Annotated in this window: 21 protein-coding genes; 11 read left to right on the top strand and 10 right to left on the bottom strand. The window is 60.6% G+C overall.

Annotated elements, in window-relative coordinates; genetic code table 11:
* Nucleotides 1-5: 5 nt before the first annotated feature.
* The 3 genes from LAB08_RS13680 to LAB08_RS13670 form a co-directional block, all read right to left on the bottom strand.
* Nucleotides 6-767 (bottom strand): SDR family NAD(P)-dependent oxidoreductase, encoded by a 762-nt coding sequence (locus tag LAB08_RS13680; RefSeq protein WP_096511695.1) that lies wholly within the window; start codon nt 765-767, stop codon nt 6-8.
* A gap of 16 nt (nt 768-783) precedes the next feature.
* Nucleotides 784-2,448 (bottom strand): AMP-binding protein, encoded by a 1,665-nt coding sequence (locus LAB08_RS13675; RefSeq protein ID WP_096511696.1) that lies wholly within the window; start codon nt 2,446-2,448, stop codon nt 784-786.
* 267 nt (nt 2,449-2,715) lie between these two features.
* A complete protein-coding gene (locus tag LAB08_RS13670) occupies nt 2,716-3,732 on the bottom strand; it encodes an AraC family transcriptional regulator (RefSeq protein WP_096511697.1) in 1,017 nt (338 codons plus the stop codon).
* A gap of 287 nt (nt 3,733-4,019) precedes the next feature.
* On the opposite strand from LAB08_RS13670, the gene efeU reads away from it, so the two are divergent.
* The 4 genes from efeU (at nt 4,020) to efeO (LAB08_RS13650) (ending at nt 8,338) form a co-directional block, all read left to right on the top strand.
* Nucleotides 4,020-4,877, top strand: coding sequence for an iron uptake transporter permease EfeU (gene efeU, locus LAB08_RS13665; protein WP_096511698.1), 858 nt, complete (start codon nt 4,020-4,022; stop codon nt 4,875-4,877).
* Between the two features lie 102 nt (nt 4,878-4,979).
* The gene (gene efeO, locus LAB08_RS13660; RefSeq protein WP_096511699.1) at nt 4,980-6,179 is read left to right on the top strand and encodes an iron uptake system protein EfeO; all 1,200 of its coding nucleotides are present in this window, start codon (nt 4,980-4,982) and stop codon (nt 6,177-6,179) included.
* 18 nt (nt 6,180-6,197) lie between these two features.
* Nucleotides 6,198-7,496: an iron uptake transporter deferrochelatase/peroxidase subunit gene (gene efeB / locus LAB08_RS13655; RefSeq protein WP_096511700.1), complete on the top strand. Its 1,299-nt coding sequence runs from the start codon at nt 6,198-6,200 to the stop codon at nt 7,494-7,496.
* Nucleotides 7,497-7,513: 17 nt separating this feature from the next.
* Nucleotides 7,514-8,338 carry an iron uptake system protein EfeO gene (gene efeO, locus LAB08_RS13650; RefSeq protein WP_096511701.1) on the top strand — a complete coding sequence of 275 codons (825 nt, stop codon included), beginning with the start codon at nt 7,514-7,516 and terminating at the stop codon, nt 8,336-8,338.
* Between the two features lie 107 nt (nt 8,339-8,445).
* Here efeO (LAB08_RS13650) and pssA read toward each other — a convergent pair whose 3' ends face one another.
* Nucleotides 8,446-9,789, bottom strand: a complete 1,344-nt coding sequence (gene pssA, locus LAB08_RS13645; protein WP_096511702.1) for a CDP-diacylglycerol--serine O-phosphatidyltransferase — start codon at nt 9,787-9,789, stop codon at nt 8,446-8,448.
* A 216-nt stretch (nt 9,790-10,005) separates the two neighbouring features.
* On the opposite strand from pssA, the gene LAB08_RS13640 reads away from it, so the two are divergent.
* From LAB08_RS13640 to LAB08_RS13630, 3 genes are all read left to right on the top strand, one after another.
* Nucleotides 10,006-10,569 (top strand): TetR/AcrR family transcriptional regulator, encoded by a 564-nt coding sequence (locus tag LAB08_RS13640; protein WP_096511703.1) that lies wholly within the window; start codon nt 10,006-10,008, stop codon nt 10,567-10,569.
* Between the two features lie 55 nt (nt 10,570-10,624).
* Entirely contained in the window at nt 10,625-11,101 is a 477-nt protein-coding gene (locus LAB08_RS13635; protein WP_096511704.1) for a nuclear transport factor 2 family protein, read from the top strand.
* Nucleotides 11,102-11,308: 207 nt separating this feature from the next.
* Entirely contained in the window at nt 11,309-12,088 is a 780-nt protein-coding gene (locus tag LAB08_RS13630) for a TSUP family transporter (protein ID WP_096511705.1), read from the top strand.
* On the opposite strand, the gene nudC is transcribed toward LAB08_RS13630, so the two are convergent.
* Nucleotides 12,056-12,886 (bottom strand): NAD(+) diphosphatase, encoded by an 831-nt coding sequence (gene nudC / locus LAB08_RS13625; protein ID WP_096511706.1) that lies wholly within the window; start codon nt 12,884-12,886, stop codon nt 12,056-12,058. The genes LAB08_RS13630 and nudC overlap by 33 nt on opposite strands.
* A gap of 7 nt (nt 12,887-12,893) precedes the next feature.
* Complete coding sequence (locus tag LAB08_RS13620) at nt 12,894-13,706, bottom strand: crotonase/enoyl-CoA hydratase family protein (RefSeq protein WP_096511707.1); 813 nt, start codon at nt 13,704-13,706, stop codon at nt 12,894-12,896.
* 342 nt (nt 13,707-14,048) lie between these two features.
* Here LAB08_RS13620 and LAB08_RS13615 point away from each other — a divergent pair, with 342 nt between their 5' ends.
* The 3 genes from LAB08_RS13615 to LAB08_RS13605 all read left to right on the top strand — a co-directional run bounded on the left by LAB08_RS13615 (nt 14,049) and on the right by LAB08_RS13605 (nt 15,892).
* Nucleotides 14,049-14,582 carry a tetratricopeptide repeat protein gene (locus tag LAB08_RS13615; protein WP_096511708.1) on the top strand — a complete coding sequence of 178 codons (534 nt, stop codon included), beginning with the start codon at nt 14,049-14,051 and terminating at the stop codon, nt 14,580-14,582.
* Nucleotides 14,583-14,648: 66 nt separating this feature from the next.
* Nucleotides 14,649-15,134: an RNA polymerase sigma factor gene (locus LAB08_RS13610; RefSeq protein WP_096511709.1), complete on the top strand. Its 486-nt coding sequence runs from the start codon at nt 14,649-14,651 to the stop codon at nt 15,132-15,134.
* A complete protein-coding gene (locus LAB08_RS13605) occupies nt 15,131-15,892 on the top strand; it encodes an anti-sigma factor family protein (protein WP_096511710.1) in 762 nt (253 codons plus the stop codon). The genes LAB08_RS13610 and LAB08_RS13605 overlap by 4 nt, the downstream gene beginning before the upstream one ends.
* A 136-nt stretch (nt 15,893-16,028) precedes the next feature.
* Here LAB08_RS13605 and LAB08_RS13600 read toward each other — a convergent pair whose 3' ends face one another.
* From LAB08_RS13600 to LAB08_RS13585, 4 genes are all read right to left on the bottom strand, one after another.
* Nucleotides 16,029-16,295, bottom strand: coding sequence for a hypothetical protein (locus tag LAB08_RS13600; protein WP_096511711.1), 267 nt, complete (start codon nt 16,293-16,295; stop codon nt 16,029-16,031).
* Nucleotides 16,296-16,517: 222 nt separating this feature from the next.
* Nucleotides 16,518-16,967, bottom strand: coding sequence for a hypothetical protein (locus LAB08_RS13595; RefSeq protein ID WP_096511712.1), 450 nt, complete (start codon nt 16,965-16,967; stop codon nt 16,518-16,520).
* Nucleotides 16,968-17,157: 190 nt separating this feature from the next.
* Entirely contained in the window at nt 17,158-18,456 is a 1,299-nt protein-coding gene (locus LAB08_RS13590; protein ID WP_096511713.1) for an ATP-binding protein, read from the bottom strand.
* A gap of 4 nt (nt 18,457-18,460) precedes the next feature.
* A complete protein-coding gene (locus tag LAB08_RS13585) occupies nt 18,461-19,162 on the bottom strand; it encodes a response regulator (RefSeq protein ID WP_096511714.1) in 702 nt (233 codons plus the stop codon).
* 266 nt (nt 19,163-19,428) lie between these two features.
* Between LAB08_RS13585 and LAB08_RS13580 the strand changes: the two genes are divergently transcribed.
* Nucleotides 19,429-20,586, top strand: a complete 1,158-nt coding sequence (locus LAB08_RS13580; protein WP_096511715.1) for an efflux RND transporter periplasmic adaptor subunit — start codon at nt 19,429-19,431, stop codon at nt 20,584-20,586.
* Nucleotides 20,587-20,599 lie beyond the last annotated feature (13 nt).

Raw genomic sequence — 20,599 nt, 5'->3', positions numbered from 1 at the left:
CCTCCTTATTTAGCCGCCATGCGCAAGGCACCGTCGAGACGGATCACCTCGCCATTGAGCATGCTGTTTTCAATGATATGCCTTACCAGCGAAGCGTACTCGGCTGGTTTGCCCAGGCGCGGCGGGAACGGCACGCCAGCGGCCAGGGAGTCGCGCACTTCCTGGGTCATGCCGGCCATCATCGGCGTTTCGAAAATGCCCGGGGCGATGGTCATCACGCGGATGCCGAAACGCGCCAGTTCACGGGCGGCGGGCAAGGTCAGGCTGACGATGGCACCTTTGGAGGCCGCGTAGGCCGCCTGGCCGATCTGCCCGTCATAGGCCGCCGCCGACGCGGTGTTGATGATCACGCCGCGTTCGCCACCGGCGTCCGCTTCGGTTTCGGCAATCGCCGCCGAAGCCAGGCGCAGCATGTTGAAGCTGCCGATCAGGTTGACGTTGATCACCTGGCTGAAGCTTGCCAGCGCATGCGGACCGTTCTTGCCGAGGATCTTCTCGCCGCGCACGATGCCGGCGCAGTTAACCAGGCCATTGAGGCCGCCAAAGGCCTTGACCGTGGCCTGCACCGCCGCTTGCGCCGCCGCTTCGTCGCTGATGTCCGCCACCACGCTTTGGGCGCCCAGGCGCTGGGCCTGCGCTGCGACCGCTTCGGCGTTCATGTCCACCAGCATCACCTTGGCACCGGCGGCCACCAGCATTTCAGCGGTGGCCGCACCCAGGCCGGAAGCCCCGCCGGTAACGAGAAAAACCTTGTTTTCGATCTGCATCATTGTTTCCTTCGATTCAAGCTGAAACGTTCTTCGCCGCGGCCTCTTGAGCCTTGGCGATTTCCTGGTTGCGCAAGATAAAGCGCTGCAATTTGCCGCTTGGGGTTTTCGGCAACTCGCTGACAAATTCGATTTCACGGGGGTACGAGTGCGCCGCCAGGCGTTTGCGCACGTGCTGGCGCAGCTCTTCGGCCAGTTCCGGCGCCGCGCAGTATTGCGGGCTGAGCACCACGAAGGCCTTGACCAGTTCGGTGCGCTCCGGATCGGGCTTGCCGACCACCGCCGCTTCCACTACCGCCGGGTGTTCGATCAAGGCGCTTTCCACGTCGAACGGGCCGACGCGGTAGCCGGACGTGGTGATCACATCGTCGCTGCGGCCCACGAAACTGATGCTGCCGTCCGGGTTCCACTCGACGGTGTCGCCGCTCAAGTAGTAGTGACCGACGAACGCCTTGGTCGGTGCACCTTCGTAGCCGGCGAACCAGCACATCGGCGATTGGCTGCGGTCGATGGCCAGAATGCCCGGCTGGCCGACGCCCAGTTCCTGGTACTCATCGTCCAGCACCACGATGCGATGGCCGGGCGAGGCAAAACCGGCGGCGCCCAGGTGGATCGGGTGCTCCAGGCCGTGGTGGTTGCACAGGACCATGCCCAGTTCGGTCTGGCCGTAGTGGTCATGGATGACCACCCCAAGGTTATCGGCGAACCAGCGGATCACTTCCGGGTTCAGCGGCTCCCCGGCGCTGCTGACGATGCGCAACTTGCCTTTGATCGATCGGGCGAATTCGTCGCCGCCGGCAATCAACAGGCGGTACGCCGTGGGCGAGCCGGTGAGGTTGGTGATCCCGTATTTGTTGATGACCCGGCAGGTGCTTTCGAGGGTGAACGGGCCATCGTAGAAGGTGATCGGGTGCCCCATCGACATCGGGCCGGTCACGCCGAAATAGATGCCATAGGCCCAACCCGGATCGGCGACGTTCCAGAACGCGTCCTCCGGGCGCAGATCCACGGCATCCCGGGTGTAGCTCTGGAATGCGACGATGGCCTTGAGCGGCACCGACAGCGCTTTCGACGGACCGGTGGTGCCCGAGGTGAACATCAGCAGGAACGGGTCTTCGCCGGTCAGCAGCACCGGTTCGCATTCGGGAGAATGGTTGGCCAGTTCGGCCCAGAAACTGTAATCGCCCCGGACAATGCCCTGCCCCTTGGGGCCGGTGACGGTGACGATGGTCGGGCAATCGGCGACTTCAGCGAGTTTCGGCCGGTTGACCGCGTCGGTGACCACCACTTTGGCGCCCGAGGAATTGAGGCGGTGTTCGATGGCTTTCGGGCCGAAGGCGGTGAACAGCGGCTGGTAGACCGCGCCGATGCGCCAGGTGGCGTACACGGTGATGAGCAATTCGATGTTACGCGGCAGCAGGCCGGCGACCTTGTCGCCCTTTTTAACCCCTTGCGCCAGCAGGAAATTGGCGAATCGCGCAGCCTTGTCCTGCAGGTCGCTGAAGGTATAGGTCGCGCTGGCGCCATCGCGGCCTTCCCAGAACAGCGCGATACGCCCCGGCAATGCATGCCGGTCACAACACTCGATGCAGGCATTGAGAGCCGTCAAATCGCCGGCGAGCGCGGCGTCGACGGTGTGCTGATAATTGAACTGTTCTGTGGCAGACAAGTAATCGCGCATTGCCAGAATCCCTTTGTATTTTTATTGGGTTGGGGGAACCGTGACCAACAGGGAAATACTCGCTCTGCGCGGGGTGCGGGGCAATGGTCAAAGTTATCAAGTTGCTTGACTGGTTTGGCCAAGGTTCTGAGAGATGTGGTGCCTGTGAGGGCCCCTTCGCTGGCAAGCCAGCTCCCACAGGTCATGTGTCAATTTTGAAAACACACAAATCCTGTGGGAGCTGGCTTGCCAGCGATGAGGCCTGTCCGGTCAACGCAAAATGTCTGATCAGGTGGCTTCGTTGAGGATCAAACTGCGGTAATGCCCCGGATTGGACCCCGACCACTTGCGAAACGCTTTGTAGAACGAACTCGCATCGGCAAACCCCAGTCGCGTGGCGATCTCCGCGAAGCTGATACTCGGCTCTGCCAGCCAGACAATGGCCAGTTCCTTGCGCACACTGTCCTTGAGCCCCTGGTAGGTCTGGCCCTCCTCGGCCAGTCGTCGGCGCAGGGTCGAGGCCGACATGCACAGGCGTTGCGCCAGCGCCTCGGTTTCCGGCCACTGTTCGGCAGGCAGTTGTCGCAGATCATGCTTGATCCGACTGGCCAGGCTTTGCGGATCGCGATATTTCACCAGAATGTTCGCCGGCGCCTGAGCCAGGAAGCGCTGGAGCTCTTGCTCCGTGCGCTTGATTGGCAGATCCAGGCAATCGGCGGAGAAAATCATCCGCGTGCGTGGCCGGTCGAACCGCAGGTTCTCGGAAAACATCACCTGATAGTCATCGCAGAAATCCGGCTGCGGACAACGCAGTTCGATGGCCAGTATCGGAATGCGCCGCCCGGCCAGCCAGCACGCGACACCGTGCACGATCATCCAGTAGGTGAAGTAGGTGAAGGCGCGGCGCGGCTCGTGGTCATCCTCCAGCAGCACGATTTCCGCCAGGCTCTGCTGACGCACCAGTTCGGCAGGCATGCGCTCGAGCATCAAGGACAGAAAACCCAGGCCACTGGTGAGACCCGCCGCCAGGCTCGGCTGGACCATGGCGCAACGACAGAGAAACGCCAGGCTGCCGGATTTGAGCTTGCGCGGGTCCATGCCGAAAAACTCATCGTCCCCACGCCGCGCCAGCAGGCGCCATAGCCGCGCATAGGCGGTGGCCGGCACCCGCGCAGCATTGCTGAGCAATAGAGACGGATCGATGCCGACCTTGTTCAACGCCTCGTTGGTGGTAATGCCGGGGGTGCAACTTTGCAACAGCGCTTCACGCACCAGCTGAATGGAAATGGTGTCTTTTTCCGACATTGCGCGAGGCGAGCCCTGTGCTTGTTTGAGTGGTGGGCATATTAGCGCAGCCGCCCGCGCTGCGCAGATCCCTTGTGGGAACGAGCCTGCTCGCGAAGGCGGCTTCGCATTCAATACAAATGTGTCTGACGCTCCGCTTTCGCGAGCAGGCTCGCTCCCACAGGGGGGGCGCTGTGATATTCAGGGTTGTTCAGCTTAGGTTCAGGTAAATGTCAATGACTCCCATTTGGGAATGAGTGTCATTATGTTACAAATTAGCACCCTATCTATTTCCGACACGGTGCTGAATGCTCGTTCCTTTCCTGATCATGCTGCGCGAAGGCATCGAGGCCGCGTTGATCGTTGGCATCATCGCCAGCTACTTGAAACAGACCGGCCGCGGCCAATGGATGCCCGCCGTGTGGATCGGCGTATTCCTCGCCGCCGCCCTGGCCCTGCTGGTCGGCGGCGGCCTGGAACTGGTCAGCGCCGAGTTTCCGCAAAAGCAACAGGAACTGTTTGAAGGCGTGGTCGGCCTGCTGGCCGTCGGCATTTTGAGCTCCATGGTGTTCTGGATGCGCAAGGTGGCGCGTTCGATCAAGCATTCGTTGCAGGCGTCCCTCGATCAGGCACTGACCGGCTCCAGACATCAAGTGACGGCGCTGATTGCCATGGTGTTTTTCGCCGTGGCCCGGGAAGGCCTTGAAACGGTTTTTTTCCTGCTCGCGGTGTTCCAGCAAAGCGAAGGCCCGGCCGCACCGGTCGGTGCCCTGCTCGGCCTGATCCTGGCGATCGTCATCGGTGTCCTGATCTACACCGGCAGCATGCGCCTGAACCTTGGCGCGTTCTTTCGCTGGACCGGCCTGTTCATCCTCGTGGTAGCCGCCGGGATCCTCGCCAATTCCGTGCAAGCGCTGCACGAAGCCGGCGTCTGGAATCACCTGCAAACCGTGCTCTTCGACATCAGCTCAACGCTGCCGATGGACGGCCCGTTGGGCTCGGTGTTGGCCGGGATGTTCGGTTATCAGGATGCACCGACCGTCAGCACCCTGGGCGCGTATCTGATCTATCTGCTGGTGGCCCTGGTGATGTTCTTCCTCCCGGCTCCGACACCCAACACAGGCCCTTGTGGGAGCGAGCCTGCTCGCGATGGTCGTCAACGATAACGCGCTAAACCAGATGCCCCAGCGATGCCTTTGGATTTTTCGCGAGCAGGCTCGCTCCCACAGGGGTTAGCAACCCGTTTTTACCAGCCAGTAAGGACAATCATGCCAAATTCAGCCTCTCCCCAGGCCTCACCTCCCCGCGCCTTGCGCTGGGCCGTGGTCGGTTCGGTGATCGTGATGATCGCTGCCGGTGGCCTGTTCTACTACGCCTCGAAAATGGCCGCCGCCAAACGCCAGGCCAACCGCGACGAAGTATTGGTGACCATTGATCCGCACAGCTGCGAACCCAATGCGCTGACCGTTCCAGCCGGCCACGCCAGTTTCCGGATCGTCAACCGGTCCGACCGTGCCGTTGAATGGGAAATCCTCGACGGTGTATTGGTGATCGAAGAGCGGGAAAACATCGCGCCAGGCTTGAGCCAGGTGATCAACGCCAACCTGTTGCCCGGCGATTACGCCATCACCTGCGGCTTGCTGAGCAACCCGCGCGGCACCTTGCACGTAACGCCGACGGCGGCTTCGAATGCGGCGGCCAAAGCCAGACCGTCGATGGTCGCCTTCGTGGGACCGTTGTCGGAATTTCGCGTGTACCTGAACAGCCAGGGTACTGCGCTGATCCAGACCGTCTCCGCGCTCGATCAAGCCATCGAAGCCGGAGACTTGAGCCAGGCTCAAGCCTTGTACATTCCCGCTCGCGCCGCTTATCAACGGCTGGCCCCTGCTGCCCAGCGCATGGCCGAGCTGGACAACGGGATCAACGCCCGTGCCGATTACTTCGAAAAACGCGAACAGGACCCTGCTTTCACGGGCTTCCATCGCCTCGAATACGCGCTGTTCCAGCAACGCGACCTCGACGGTCTGGCACCGGTCGCCCAGCGCCTGCTGACCGATGTCACCCGCCTCAAACAACAGCTGCTGGCCCAGTCGCTGCCACCGGAACAACTGGTGAGCATCGTGGTGCGCAACCTCAACAACATGAGCGAAGTCCGTGCCGGCAGCGGCGAAGAAGAACGTTACAGCCACAGCGACCTGAACGGCTTTGCCGGCAACCTCGACGCTGCGCGAAAGGTTGTCGAACTGCTGCGTCCGCTGCTGGCCAAGTCTGCCGCCGACCTGTTACCGAAAATCGACAGCGCGCTGGCTGCCTTCGATGCCCAGCTCAATGGTTTCAAGCTCAATGACAGCTACGCCAGTTACGACAGCGTCAGCGCCGCACAGCGCCAGCAGATCGCCGACAAGGCCAAGGCATTAGCCACCGCACTCGACGACATCGATCCCGCCCTTGGCCTTTCCGGCCTTTAAGCAGAAGACGACTTCCAGATGAACGATTCAGAGCCATTCAACCTTCAACGTCGCCGGGTATTGATGGGCATGGGCGCCGCCGGTGTCGCCCTCACAGGTGTAGCGCTGAGCTGCCCGGCCATGGCTGCGAGCCCCGCGCAAGTCACCGAAGCCCCCAGCAGTGACCGCACCGAAGACCGTCATGCATTCCATGGCAAGCACCAGAGCGGCATCGTCACCCCGCGACCGGCGTCCGGCATGCTGGTGTCGTTCGATGTGCTGGCCAGTGACCGCGACGACCTGGAGCGGCTGTTCCGCACCCTCAACGAACGGATCGCGTTCCTGATGAAGGGTGGCCCGGTGGCACAAGTCGATCCGAAACTGCCGCCGGTGGATTCGGGGATTCTTGGCCCGATCGTCACGCCGGACAATCTGACCATCACCGTGTCGGTGGGCGCCTCATTGTTCGATGAGCGTTTCGGCCTGGCGGACGTCAAGCCCAAGCGCCTGATGCGCATGGTCGGCTTCCCCAACGATGCGCTGGAAGCCGATTGCTGCCACGGCGACCTGAGCCTGCAGTTCTGCGCCAACACCGCCGACACCAACATCCACGCCCTGCGCGACATCGTGAAAAACCTCCCGGACCTGCTGCTGGTGCGCTGGAAACAGGAAGGCAGCGTGCCGCCCCAGGCCCCGGCTAAACCCGGTGTACCGGCGCAAAGCGCACGTAACTTCCTGGGCTTTCGCGATGGTTCGGCCAACCCCGACTCCAACGATGCCAAGGCCATGGACAGCATTGTCTGGGTGCAACCGGGCAGCGACGAACCGGCCTGGGCCGTCAATGGCAGCTACCAGGCGGTGCGAATCATCCGCAACTTCGTCGAACGTTGGGACCGCACGCCCTTGCAGGAACAGGAAAGCATTCTCGGCCGGGTCAAAAGCAGTGGCGCGCCCATGGGCGGCAGCCATGAAACCGAAGTGCCCGACTACGCCAAAGACCCCGACGGCAAGCTGACCAGACTCGATGCGCACATCCGCCTGGCCAACCCGCGCACCGCCGCGACCCAGGCCAACCTGATCCTGCGTCGGCCGTTCAACTACTCCAACGGCGTGAACAAGAACGGTCAGCTCGAAATGGGCCTGTTGTTCATCTGCTACCAGGCCGATCTGGAAAAAGGCTTTATCACCGTGCAAACGAGGCTCAACGGCGAGCCGCTGGAGGAATACCTGAAGCCGGTGGGCGGCGGGTATTTCTTTACCTTGCCCGGTGTTACGGGCGATCAGGACTTCATCGGTCGCTCGCTGCTGAATGCAACACACATAAAAAACCCTGCTTGACCTCACGGAGCCACTTCATGAAAAAGTCGCCACTCGCGATACTGCTGACCCTGGGCTTGCTCAACACTCCGCTTTCGGCTTTCGCCGCAACGGCGCCGCTGGAGCTGGTGCAACCCATTTCCGACTACAAGATCTACGTTACAGAGCAACTGGATGAACTGGCCAGCCACACCCGGCAGTTCACTGACGCGGTGAAAAAAGGTGACCTGGCCACCGCGAAAAAGCTCTATGCGCCAACCCGGGTTTACTACGAATCGATCGAGCCGATCGCCGAGCTGTTCAGTGACCTCGATGCCTCTCTCGACTCCCGGGTCGATGACCATGAAAAGGGTGTGAAGGCTGAAGACTTCACCGGTTTCCACCGCATCGAATATTCGCTGTTCTCGGAAAACAGCACCCAGGGTCTGGGCGAGTTGGCGGATGGCCTGGACAAGAATGTCAAAGACCTGCAAAGCCGTGTCGCCAGCCTGACCTTCCCGCCGGAAAAAGTTGTCGGCGGTGCCGCTGCGCTGCTGGAAGAAGTGGCGGCCACCAAGATCGCCGGCGAGGAAGATCGCTACAGCCACACCGACCTCTATGACTTCCAGGGCAACATCGACGGCGCGAAGAAAATCGTCGACCTGTTCCGTCCGCAAATCGAGAAACAGGACGCGGCGTTCATCGCCAAGGTCGATAAAAACTTTGCCACGGTGAACAAGACACTGGCCAAGTACAAAACCAGGGATGGCGGTTTCGAGACCTATGACAAAGTGAAGGAAAGCGACCGCAAGGCGCTGGTGGGGCCGGTCAATACATTGGCTGAGGATTTGTCGACGTTGCGGGGTAAGCTTGGTTTGAACTGAGTTTCGTAGCGTCTGAGCGGGCCTCTTCGCGAGCAGGCTCGCTCCCACAAGGGTTATGTGTCGAACACAAATCCACTGTGGGAGCGAGCCTGCTCGCGAATGCTTTTTTACAGAATCCGGTACAGCAACCGCTCAATCCTGACCCGGCTCACACGCTTGAGAAACTTCGCCACCCCCGCCGGGTATTCAGGCAATGTCTCCAGATCCTGATAACGCTCGATGCGCGTCGTGTGCTGGAAAATTTCTTTCAACTCCTTGGCGCGCGGTTCGAGCAATTCGCCTTTCGGATCATCGATCAGCAAGGCGTTTTCCAGGTCGAGGCGGAACGCCCGCGGGTTGAGGTTGTTGCCGGTCAGCAAGGTGTAGCGCTGATCGATCCACATGCCCTTGAGGTGGTAGGTATGATCGCCATCCTTCCACAGGTGCAGGTTCAACTGGCCGCTGTCGATGTTGCGCTGATGGCGCTTGGCGAAGCGGCGCAGGCTGATTTCGTAGAGATACGGCAGCGCCGCGATCACCTTGAACGGCTCGCTCGGCGGAATGTAGAAGTCGTTCGCGGTCTTGTCGCCCACCACGATGTCGATCTTCACGCCGCGGGCCAACGCCCGGTTGATCTCGCGAATGATCGCCAGCGGCAAATTGAAGTACGGCGTGCAAATGGTCAGTTGCTGCTGGGCGCTGGCAATGAGTTCACAGATCACCCGGTTCAGCGGGTTGTTCTTGCCCACACCCAACAACGGGCTCACCGACAGGCCGCCTTTCTCCGTGGTGCCCTCGGTCGTGTCGTACGCCGCGTGCTTGAGGCGGCTGCGCAGATCGCCGATATCGTTGCGCAGGCTGCGGGTGGTCGGCAGGTTCGGCAGGTCGAGGCGATGCACCGCCTTGGAAGCCACCAGGCCATGTTGAACCAGATGCTGCATCGAGTCGGCCAGGGCACGGTTGTGCAGCAGGTGATAACGGTCGTAGCGGTATTTTTCGAACTTGTGCAGGTAGACGTTGTTCAGGCTCGCACCGCTGTAGATCACGCAGTCGTCGATGATGAAGCCCTTCAGATGCAATACGCCGAACAGCTCGCGGGTCTGCACCGGCACGCCATACACCGGTACTTCGCTTTCGTGGGTACGGGTCATCTCCTGATACCAGGCCGAGTTGCCCGGTTGCTTGCCGGCACCGATCAGACCGCGCTGGGCGCGCAGCCAGTCGACGACGACCACCACGTCCAGATGCGGACGCGCCAGCTTGGCTGCGTGCAAGGCATCGAGAATTTCCTGGCCTGCCTCATCCTGTTGCAGGTACAGCGCGACGATATAAATGCGCTGCGTGGCGCCGGCAATTTTTTCCAGCAAGCAACGACGGAACTCGGCAGCGCCAGAGAGGATGGTGACGGCATCGGCGGTCAACGGAAAACTGCGCAGTTTGGGCAGCAGGGAACGTTTGAAAAGCAACGGCATAGGGCTCGCAATCGGGTCGAATCCAGAGAGTTTGAGAGCTTACACCATGGATTGGCCTGGGTCTTGTCATCGTCTGTGAGGGCCTCTTCGCGAGCAGGCTCGCTCCCCCATTTGAAATGCATTCCCCTGTGGGAGCGAGCCTGCTCGCAAAGGTGATTTTACAAACATAAAAATAGCTGCTTGACCAAGGAGAACGATCGTTCTACTGTAAGCCACATGAACGAATTAAACAGCAACGACACACGCGATATCATTCTGGATGTCACCGAAAAGTTGATCTACAAAAGTGGCATTGCCGCCACCGGCATGGATCTTTTGGTGAAAACCGCCGGCGTCTCCAGAAAAAGCATCTACCGCTACTTCGCCAACAAGGAGGAGCTCACCGTCGCAGCCCTGCAACGCCGGGACCAACGCTGGATGCACTGGTACAGAAGCGAAGTCGGCCAGGCCGAAACCCCGGCCGACCGCCTGCTCAACCTGTTTACCGTGCTCAAGTCCTGGTTTGTCTCGGAAGGCTTTCGCGGCTGCGCCTTCATCAACACCAGTGGCGAAACCGGCGATCCGCAGGACCCGGTCCGCCTGGTCGCCAAAGACCACAAACAGAAGCTGCTCGACTACGTTTGCGAGCTGTGTACCGAACATGGCGCCGAAGATCCGCAGTTGCTGGCCAAACAGCTGCTGATCCTGATTGACGGTGCCATAACCGTGGCGCTTGTAATGGGTGATCACAGTGCCGCCGATAATGCGCAATGCATGGCGCGAAAGTTATTGGACCTGTAATAACTTAATCAAGCCCGAAACGTGCTGGAACTTTAACTTTATACGGAGACATGAAATGTCTAATGCCGAAGTTCGTCCGCCATTGCCGCCCTTCACCCGTGAATCGGCCATCGAAAAAGTCCGCCTGGCCGAAGACGGCTGGAACTCCCGCGACCCGGAACGGGTGTCGCTGGCCTACACCCTGGACACCAAATGGCGTAACCGCGCCGAGTTCGCCTACAACCGCGAAGAAGCCAAGGGCTTCCTGACCCGTAAATGGGCCAAGGAGCTGGACTATCGGCTGATCAAGGAACTCTGGGCCTTTACCGGTAACCGTATCGCCGTGCGTTATGCCTATGAATGGCACGACGATTCGGGCAACTGGTTCCGCTCCTATGGCAACGAAAACTGGGAGTTCGACGAGAATGGCTTGATGGCCAACCGGTTTGCCTGCATCAACGACCTGCCGATCAAGGAAAGCGACCGCAAGTTCCACTGGCCGCTGGGTCGCCGGCCGGATGATCATCCGGGTCTGTCGGATCTCGGCCTGTAACCACTGTTAAAACTGTGGGAGCGAGCCTGCTCGCGAAAGCGGTGTTTCAGCCAACCATCATGTTGGATCTGATAGCCTCTTCGCGAGCAGGCTCGCTCCCACAGGTTTTGTGTTGGTCTGGCGGGTCGCGGCAGATGTCGGATAACGGTAAGATACCGGCCCTTCCCCGCAGCCCCTTCGCTGCACCCTGCCGATTAAGCCGATTCCATGCCTTTCGAACTCAGCGTTGACCTTACCACCCTGGCCATTCTGGCCCTTGTCGCTTTCATTGCCGGTTTCATCGATGCCATCGCTGGCGGTGGCGGCCTGTTGACCACCCCGGCCCTGCTCACCGCCGGTTTGCCGCCACACCTGGTGCTGGGTACCAACAAGCTCAGTTCGACCTTCGGCTCGGCCACCGCCAGCTTCACTTTCTACCGCCGCAAGCTGTTCCACCCCAAACAGTGGATGCACGCCATCGTCGGCACCCTGGTCGGTGCGCTGACCGGTGCCATCGTCGCGCATTACCTGCCAGCGGAATGGCTGAACAAGATGCTGCCCGTCATCGTCTTCGCCTGCGGCCTTTACCTGCTGTTTGGCGGCACGCCAAAAGCGCCGCTGGACAGCGACGCACCGATCAAGAAGAAGTGGCAATCGACCCAGGGCTTCAGCCTGGGTTTCTACGATGGCGTGGCCGGTCCCGGCACCGGCGCATTCTGGACCGTCAGCAGCCTGCTGCTGTACCCGATCGATCTGGTCAAGGCCAGCGGCGTGGCGCGCAGCATGAACTTCGTCAGCAACATTGCGGCGCTGTCGGTGTTCGTGTTTTCCGGGCAGGTGGACTGGATCATCGGCCTGTGCATGGGCCTGTCGGTGATGGTCGGGGCGTTCTTCGGTGCTCGCACCGCCATCAGCGGCGGCGCGAAGTTCATTCGTCCGGTGTTCATCACCGTGGTGCTGGGGCTGACCGTGCGACTAGCCTGGCAACACTGGTTCAGCGTGGCCTAAACGCCGCGCCACGTAGACGTCGATCAGGTAACGGGCAATCGAGCGCGACGCCGGCAACGGCGGCAGCGCATGCACGTTGAACCACTGGGCGTCTTCGATTTCGTCCTCCTGACAGACGATCTCGCCACCGGCGTATTCGGCATGGAAGCCGAGCATCATCGAGTGCGGGAACGGCCAGCACTGGCTGCCCATGTACTGGATGTTCTTCACCTCGATCCGCACTTCTTCACGCACCTCGCGAATCAGGCAATCCTCGGCCGATTCGCCCGGTTCGGCAAACCCCGCCAACGTGCTGTAGACCCCCGGCACAAAGCGTGGCGAACGCCCCAGCAAAATCTCGTCGCCACGGGTCACCAGCACGATCATGCTCGGCGAAATCCGCGGATAGCTGCGTATGTCGCAGGGCTGGCAATACATGGCCCGCTCCCGTGGCACCTGGGTCATGGCCTGGCCGCAGTTGCCGCAAAAGCGATGTTCACGGGCCCAGGTGCCGATCTGCGCGGCGTAACCGAGCACTTTGTAGAGCGTATGATCGCCTTCGAGCATGAACGCCCGCAGGCCTTTCCAGTTGCAACCCGACACTTCGCTGTGGTTGCGCAACTCCAGCAGGTACACCGGTTCGCCGTCGAGATGACCAATACCGTGTTCGGCCAGAATGGGCAGCTCCTGGCGCTTGAGCCATTCACGGGGAAACAACGCGCCATTGTCATCGAACAGAAAGCCTTCCGGGCTACGCGCCACGGCCCAGCCGCCAGGTTGATCGGTGTCCAGAACTGCAGTGGTCCAGCGTGGAGTCATTTTTCAATCAATCCAGAAATTCGGGTTTCTGTTTGCTCATGTGGGCGGCCATGGCCACGCGTAAATCGGTGGATTGCAGCATGGCGGCGTTCCATGTAGCGACGTATTCAAGGCCGTCATCGATGCGATGATCGCGCATGTAGCTGATCATCTCCTTGGTGCCGGTGACAGCAATCGGCGACTTGCCCGCAATCTCTCGGGCAATGCCCATGACGCCGTCGAGCAGGCTGGCGGTGTCGCTGTAGACGCGATTGACCAGTCCCATGCCACGCGCTTCCTCGGCGCCGAAAGTGCGACCAGTGTAAGCCAGTTCACGCAGCATGCCGTCACCGATGATCCGCGGCAAGCGTTGCAGTGTGCCAACGTCGGCGGCCATGCCGATGTCGATTTCCTTGATCGAGAACTGCGCGTCTTCGGCGGCGTAACGCATGTCGCATGCAGCGATCAGATCAATGGCGCCCCCCAGGCAATAGCCCTGGATGGCCGCGAGCACCGGTTTGCGGCAGTTATCGACGGCGTTGAAGGACGCTTGCAGGGTGAGGATCTTGCGTCGCAGCAGACGTGCATTGCGCCCGACGTCCTTGCCCAGCTCATTGGCGACGCCCGCCAGCATCATCAGGTCGATGCCGGAGGAAAAGTGCTTGCCGGCACCACTGAGGACCACCACACGCACTTCGTCGGTGTCGTCGATCCACTGGAAAATCTCGACGATTTCGCTCCAGAACGCAGCGTTCATCGAATTGATCTTTTCCGGGCGATTGATTTGCACATGGGCGATTTTATCAACCAGTTCGACGGTGAACGCGGTGTATTGAGACATGCCGGTGATCCTTTTAGCAGGCAAAAAAGAGGCCCGACTATACCAAGGCCTGGAGGTGGGCAGTAAGGCAGTGGTTCGGCCAAAAACGGGACCGATTGAGTGATACGGTGCCGTTGCCGGCCTCTTCGCGAGCAGGCTCGCTCCTACATTTGAAATGCGTTCCCCTGTGGGAGCGAACCTGCTCGCGAATGGCCGCGCCGCTGACCTGAAGCCCCTTGGGCAAACCAAAAGAAAAAAATGAATAATTGGTCACGCAGCGGTGTTCAATATCAGGTGGTCACCGACACCCAACCTTTTCGGCCCGTTCGCTGTCCCAACCCTGATACGCGTGGAGCATTCCCCATGAATAGCCGCTACTCGATATTCACCGCCCCCTTGATACTCGCTGTTGTGCTGTCCGGGTCACAGGCATGGGCCCACGGCGACGATGACGCTCCCGCCGCTCCCCAGTGCCCCAGAGGCCAGGTCCTCGACAAGAAGTCGCAGAAATGCGTCAAGCAAACCAGCAATCTGGTGCCGGACGCCGACCGTACCGATTATGCTTATCAGCTAGCCAAGGCCGGGCGCTACGAAGAGGCCCTGGCGCTGCTCGACACGCTCAAAGACCCCAATACCGCCAAGGCGCTGAACTATCGCGGCTACGTTACGCGTAAACTGGGCCGCACCGACGAAGGCATCGGTTATTACCTGCAGTCGGTCAAGCTCGACCCGCAGTACGCGAAGGTTCGCGAGTACCTCGGCGAAGCCTATGTGATCAAGGGTCAGCTGGATCTTGCCCAGGAACAGTTGCGGCAGATCAAATCGATTTGTGGCAACACGAGCTGCGAGGAATACCGGGACCTGGCCGAAGCCATCAACGACTCATCGAAAACCTGACACACCGAATGGACGGAGGTCGTCATCGCCAGCGATCAGGCAATACGGGCAGAACTGGGCCAGCATCTGGCGCGTTTGTGGCGCTACGGTTTGCTGTTGTCCAGGCAACGGCATGTCGCCGAAGACCTGGTGCAAGCCACCTGTGTGCGGGCGCTGGAACGGGCCGGTCAATTCGAACCGGGCACGCGCATGGATCGCTGGCTGATGAGCATTCTGCATTCGATCTGGCTCAATGAAGTGCGAGCCCGTCGGGTGCGACATGGTCAAGGCACGATGGAGGGCGAAGAGGTGTTGTCGTTCGACGGTGAACACGCGGCGCAAACCCATGTCATGGCGGCGCAAGTCATCCGCCGCGTCGATGCATTGCCCGAAGCCCAGCGCGAAACGGTGTTCCTGGCCTATGTCGAAGGCCTGTCCTACCGCGAAGTCGCCGAGGTACTGCAAGTGCCCATCGGCACCGTCATGAGTCGCCTGGCGGCCGCCCGGGGCAAACTCGCCGAATACCCGCCCTTGCAGTCCGTGCCAAACCCTTCCAGCGGAGAACGTCGATGAACGCGCGAATCCCGGATGAGCAACTGGTGGCTTATCTGGACGACCAACTCGACACCGAACAGCGTCAGCGTATCGATGCGGCCGTGGCGCAAGACCCGATGCTCGGCCTGCGCCTGCAATGGCTGAACCGCAGCAGCCTGCCGTTCAAGGCGGCCTACGACGAACTGGGGCGCCAGGCGCCGGTGGATCGCCTGCAAGCCATGCTCGACACCCTGCCCTCGCCAGCCCGTCCGACACTCAATCGCCGCTGGTTCCTCGCGGCGGCAGCCGGGCTGGTGGTCAGCGGTGTACTGGCGGATCGTTTGTTCCTTGGCTGGCAAGCCACACAGCAGCAGGACAACTGGCGCCAATTGGTGGCCGACTACATGGCGCTTTATGTGCCGCAAACCCTCGACCACTTGCCCGGCGACGAAGCCGCCCAACGCGCGCAATTGCACACCCTCGATGCACGCCTGGGCCTGGTCCTCACGCCCGCGCAGCTGACCTTGCCCCGCGCCGAATTCAAGCGCGCGCAAATCCTTGAATACGACGGCGTGCCCATCGCCCAGATCAGCTACCTCGACCCGGTCCATGGTCCGATGGCGCTGTGCGTCACCCGCTCCAACAGCGGTAGCCGGCATTTCGCCCAGGAACGTCGGCGCGGGATGAACATTGTCTATTGGGCTGACATGGAGCATGCGTGGATGCTGATCGGGCATAACCCGATGGCGGATCTGGAGGGTATGGCCACGGTGTTGCGCGGACGGTTGAGCGCGTGATGTGGGAGCAGGTTTTGATTTCAATGGTGACCTTCTGGCCGTCTTCGCGGGCAAGCCTCGCTCCTACAAGAGCACCGGGCACCCTGTAGGAGCGTGGCTTGCCCGCGAAGAGGCCGGAACAGTTGCCACAGGTCGATCAGGCGGTTCTGCTGCCAGCCTTCACAAGCTCCTGCGCCCTCGGAAACGCCCCCAAAGAGTCCAGCACTACTGTGTATTTCACCTTGTCGCCCACGAGGAAATGATCCTGCCCCTCAGGCGTGCGATTAGGGCCGATCCTGACTGCCAGCCTGGAACAGCCATCATCCGGCACGACCATGGCGAACTTCGTCCACATTGAATCGACCCAGACGACCCTGATCGCGTTGATCGTCCCCTTACCCATTCTTGTTGTTGGCGCTTCCATCTCCACCCTCCAGTCGTCAGTGCGTGGCGCGACAGCCTGACTGCGTAGGAATAATGAAACGTTTTAATGGTGAAGGTGGCGACTGTCAGGTTTGATAGATTGCTACTCAAATTTATGACAAACACCACGATTTGTCATCAGCATCAATAGCAGGCGACATCTTTTGAATGTGGCGATGAGGTCACAAGACCCCACCACCCCGTATCAGCCCCTCGACATTAATCAGCCTTCCCTAATATTGAACGCACCAGAGAATTGTTTACCGCCAACTGTCTTGAAGTTAAAAGTAGCGACCATATGCGACTGAGAAATCTGGGTCACTACGAGGGCGCCTGTCACTCCCACATATATCTGGTAATCGTCCCCGCTAAAAAAACGCGTAAAACTGGCACCCACGGTTTTAGGGCTCAGATCATTTACAATAAGGTGTGTTCCGGTCTTCAGACCGTGAGGCACCGTAAATATGAACGCATTATTCCCTGAAGAGTGTTGGTTACTGACCCCCGAAACCATGCCAGTATCACCCGTGAAGTCAATATTCACCACATTGGCGGCAAAGTTTTTCGGTTCGGCTGGAATGCTACTCGGAAGTGTCCCGGTAAACGTGCCAGTATCACTTACGCTATCCTTGGCTTTATTTAAAATTTTTTCCACCTCAGTAACAGATATCATATTAAAACCCCTTGCACAAAGTTAATTAACCGCTGTTTATTTGCTTGCCCGGCAAATTATCAGCAAATAAGAAACCCATGCCTACTGTCAGAATTACTAGTTTTTTAGTAAACAACAGACTAACAAGTTTCTTCCTGAACACTGTTTATCGCGTAGCGCTATATAGCTATGTATCAGGTGTCCTCGTGAGTCAAACCGGCGTCGGCAACCATAGCCGAAACCGTGCTCCACCCAGCGGTGACGATTGCACGGTCAAGGTGCCACCCTGCGCCTCCAGCGCCCGGCGGCTGATCGCCAGCCCCAAACCAAACCCACCGGTGGCGCGATCGCGGCTGCGGTCGAGCCGGTAGAAAGGCTCGAAAATCCGCTCACGCTCGTCGTCCGGAATGCCGATGCCGTCATCGTCCACCCAGATCTCGCAACCCTTGTGGCAGACCTGCACGCCGATCTGAATGCGCCTTTCGCAGTAACGCATGGCATTGCGCAGCAGGTTCTGCAGGGCGCGAGCGGTCAGGCGCGGGTCGAGGGTGAAGCGTTCGAGCTGGCCGTGCAGCAGCACGTCGATGACGATGTCCGGCGATTGCTCTTCATCGACACTGCCCAGAATGCTGTCGATGAATTCATCCAGCGACACCTCAACCTGTTCCGGCACCCGCGCCGGGTTTTGCAGGCGGCTGTAGGACAGCAGTTCCAGCACCAGTTCATCGAGTTCGCGAATGTGATCCACCAACCCTTGCAGGCGCTCACGGCTGGTGGCTGGCAGATCGTCGGACAGGGCCAGGGCCAGGCCGAAATCCAGGCGGGTCAACGGCGTGCGCAATTCGTGGGAGACGGCGTTGAGCAGATCGCGCTGCTGGTTCAGCAGGTTTTCGATATCACCGGCCATGGTGTCGAAGACATTGGCCAGGCTGCCGATGTTGGAACTGGGGGCAATCTGCGTGCGCTCGCTCAAGTGGCCCTTGCCGAAGCGCTCGGCCGTGCCCTTGAGCCGCTCCAGATCGCGCCAGTGCGGGCGCAGCCACAGCAACAGGCAGGCGAGCATGGTCGCGCCGATCAGTACGTTAATGCTCCAGTACAGCAAGCTGACGTCCGTCGGGTCCGGTGGCACCACCATTTGCACCACGGTGTGCTCATCCAGCGGCGCCACCGCCAGGGTACGCCAGCCCCAGTCGCCGATGCGCACGACGTTTTCGCCACGCTGCAAACGCTGCTGCTCATCAAGGGAAAAACCAGGATCGTCGTTGCCGCTGAGCACGATGTGCAGCGGATGAAACTCCTTGTCCATCTCCGCCGCCAGGGATGGCCACTGCTCGGTTGGCACCGCCTTGAACTGCTTGACCATGAGGGTTTGCAGGCCACGGGAATAATCAAGGTTGTAAGTCAGGAAGCGCTCGTGAAAGACCTTGATCACCAGGTCCGGCACCAGGTAGATCGCTGCACTGAATGAAACAATGGTGACCAGGTACAGGCGAAAAAGGATTCTGAACATCGTCTCAGCATTCCCATTCGGAACGGCTGAACAGGTAACCCTTGCCCCACACGGTCTTGATCTTGCGCGCCTCGCCAGCATGGTCGTCGAACTTGCGCCGCAACTTGGAGATCGCCACGTCCACCGAACGGTCCGTGCCGTTGAATTCGATGCCGCGCAGGCGTTGCAGAATCTGGTCGCGGCTCAGCACTTCGCCGGCGTGCCGGGCCAGCACCACCAGCAGGTTGTATTCGCCGCTGGACAGCTCCACCGGTTGTTCACGCCAGGTCACGGTGCGTTCGGACAGGTCGATGCACAGATTGCCCATCACAATGCGGTCGTTGACGGTCTGGGGTTCGCTGAGACTGCTGCGCCGCAACAAGGTACGTACCCGCGCCAGCAGCACCCGAGGCTCACAGGGTTTGGTGAGATAGTCGTCGGCGCCCATTTCCAGGCCCAGCACCTGATCGTGACTGTCGTCGCGGGCGGTGAGCATCAGGATCGGCAGGGTCGCGGAATCGGCCCGTAGCAAACGGCAGACTTGCAGGCCATCAAGACCGGGCAGCATCAGGTCGAGGATCACCAGGTCCGGCGGCGTGACCCGCGCGCGCTCGCGCACCTGATCGCCACGGCTGATCACGCTGACGCAGTAGCCGTTGCGTTCCAGGTAGCTGGCGATCAGTTCGGCGAGGGCGGTGTCGTCTTCGACCAGGAGGATGTTGGGCATGGGTGTTTCCAGAAAGTGCAGTGGCGCCGGATAGACCGTTTTCGCGAGCAGGCTCGCTCCCACAGGGGAACGCATTTCAACTGTGGGAGCGAGCCTGCTCGCGAAGACGATCTGACAGACGCAATGGAATTCAAGGATTCAAGGATATACGCCCCCGCACGCACCTGAGTAAAACCCTTACACAATTTCACACAGCGCCAACAAAGCTTCACCGCTACCCTCGCCGTCGCCCAGTAGGATGCTGGGGGTCATTATTGGGGTAATTCATGTCAAACAATCTGCTTGCCAGGCTCAGCCTTCTGGCCCTGGCGTTGACGCTGAGCGCGTGCGACAAGGCCTCGACCGCCGAAGAACAGGCACCACTGGCCACCGTGCGCATCGAAACCCTCTCAGCCCGACCGCTGACCATCAGCAGCGAGCTGAGCGGGCGCATCGCCGCGCCGCGCATCGCCGAAGTGCGCGCCCGTGTCGCCGGCGTGGTCCTGCAACGCACCTTCCGTGAAGGCAGCGACGTGAAACAGGGCGACGTGCTGTTCCGCATCGACCCGGCGCCGTTCAAGGCCGACCTCGACAGCGCCGAAGCGGCATTGCGCAAGGCCGAGGCCAACGCGTTCCAGGCCCGGCTGCAAGAACAGCGCTACGCCCAGTTGATCGACGACAAGGCCATCAGCGGCCAGGACTACGACAATGCCCGGGCGAATGCGCGGCAGACCGCCGCCGATGTTGCCGCCAGTAAAGCCGCGGTCGAGCGTGCCCGGTTGAACCTTGGCTACGCCACCGTCACCGCGCCGATTTCCGGGCGCATCGGTCGCGCGCTGGTCACCGAAGGCGCACTGGTCGGGCAGAACGAAACCACGCCACTGGCGCTGATTCAACAGCTGAACCCGATCCACGCCGACCTTACCCAATCGACCCGCGAACTCAACGACCTGCGCCGCGCCTTCCGTTCCGGTCAACTCAAGGAAGTGGGCCAGGGACAGGCCAAGGCGACGCTGATTCAGGACGACGGCAGCCTCTACCCGCTACCGGGCAAGCTGCTGTTCTCCGACATCACGGTCGACCCGGGCACTGGTCAGATCATCCTGCGCAGCGAATTCCCCAACCCGGACCTCGACCTGCTGCCCGGCAGCTTCGTGCGGGTGCGCCTGGAGCAAGCGGTGGACCAGCAAGGCATCAGCGTGCCGCAACGGGCGATCCAGCGTGACAGCGCCGGCATTGCTCAAGTGCTGCTACTCGACGCGCAGCAACGGGTCGCCCGGCAACCGGTGGAACTGGGCCCGGTGCAGAACGATCGCTGGATCGTCACCGGCGGGCTCAAAGCCGGCGACCGCATTGTCATCGAAGGCCTGCAACACGCGCGCCCCGGCGAAAAGGTGCAGATCGACGACTCCCCTCTTCCACTTGCCCAGGTTTCTGGCCAGTAAGCAGGACGCTTGT

This window comes from Pseudomonas izuensis, assembly GCF_002356535.2.
Classification (GTDB): Bacteria; Pseudomonadota; Gammaproteobacteria; order Pseudomonadales; family Pseudomonadaceae; genus Aquipseudomonas; species Aquipseudomonas izuensis.
The sequence above is the reverse complement of the archived record's forward strand: the minus strand, read 5'-3'. Positions and strand labels throughout refer to the sequence as shown.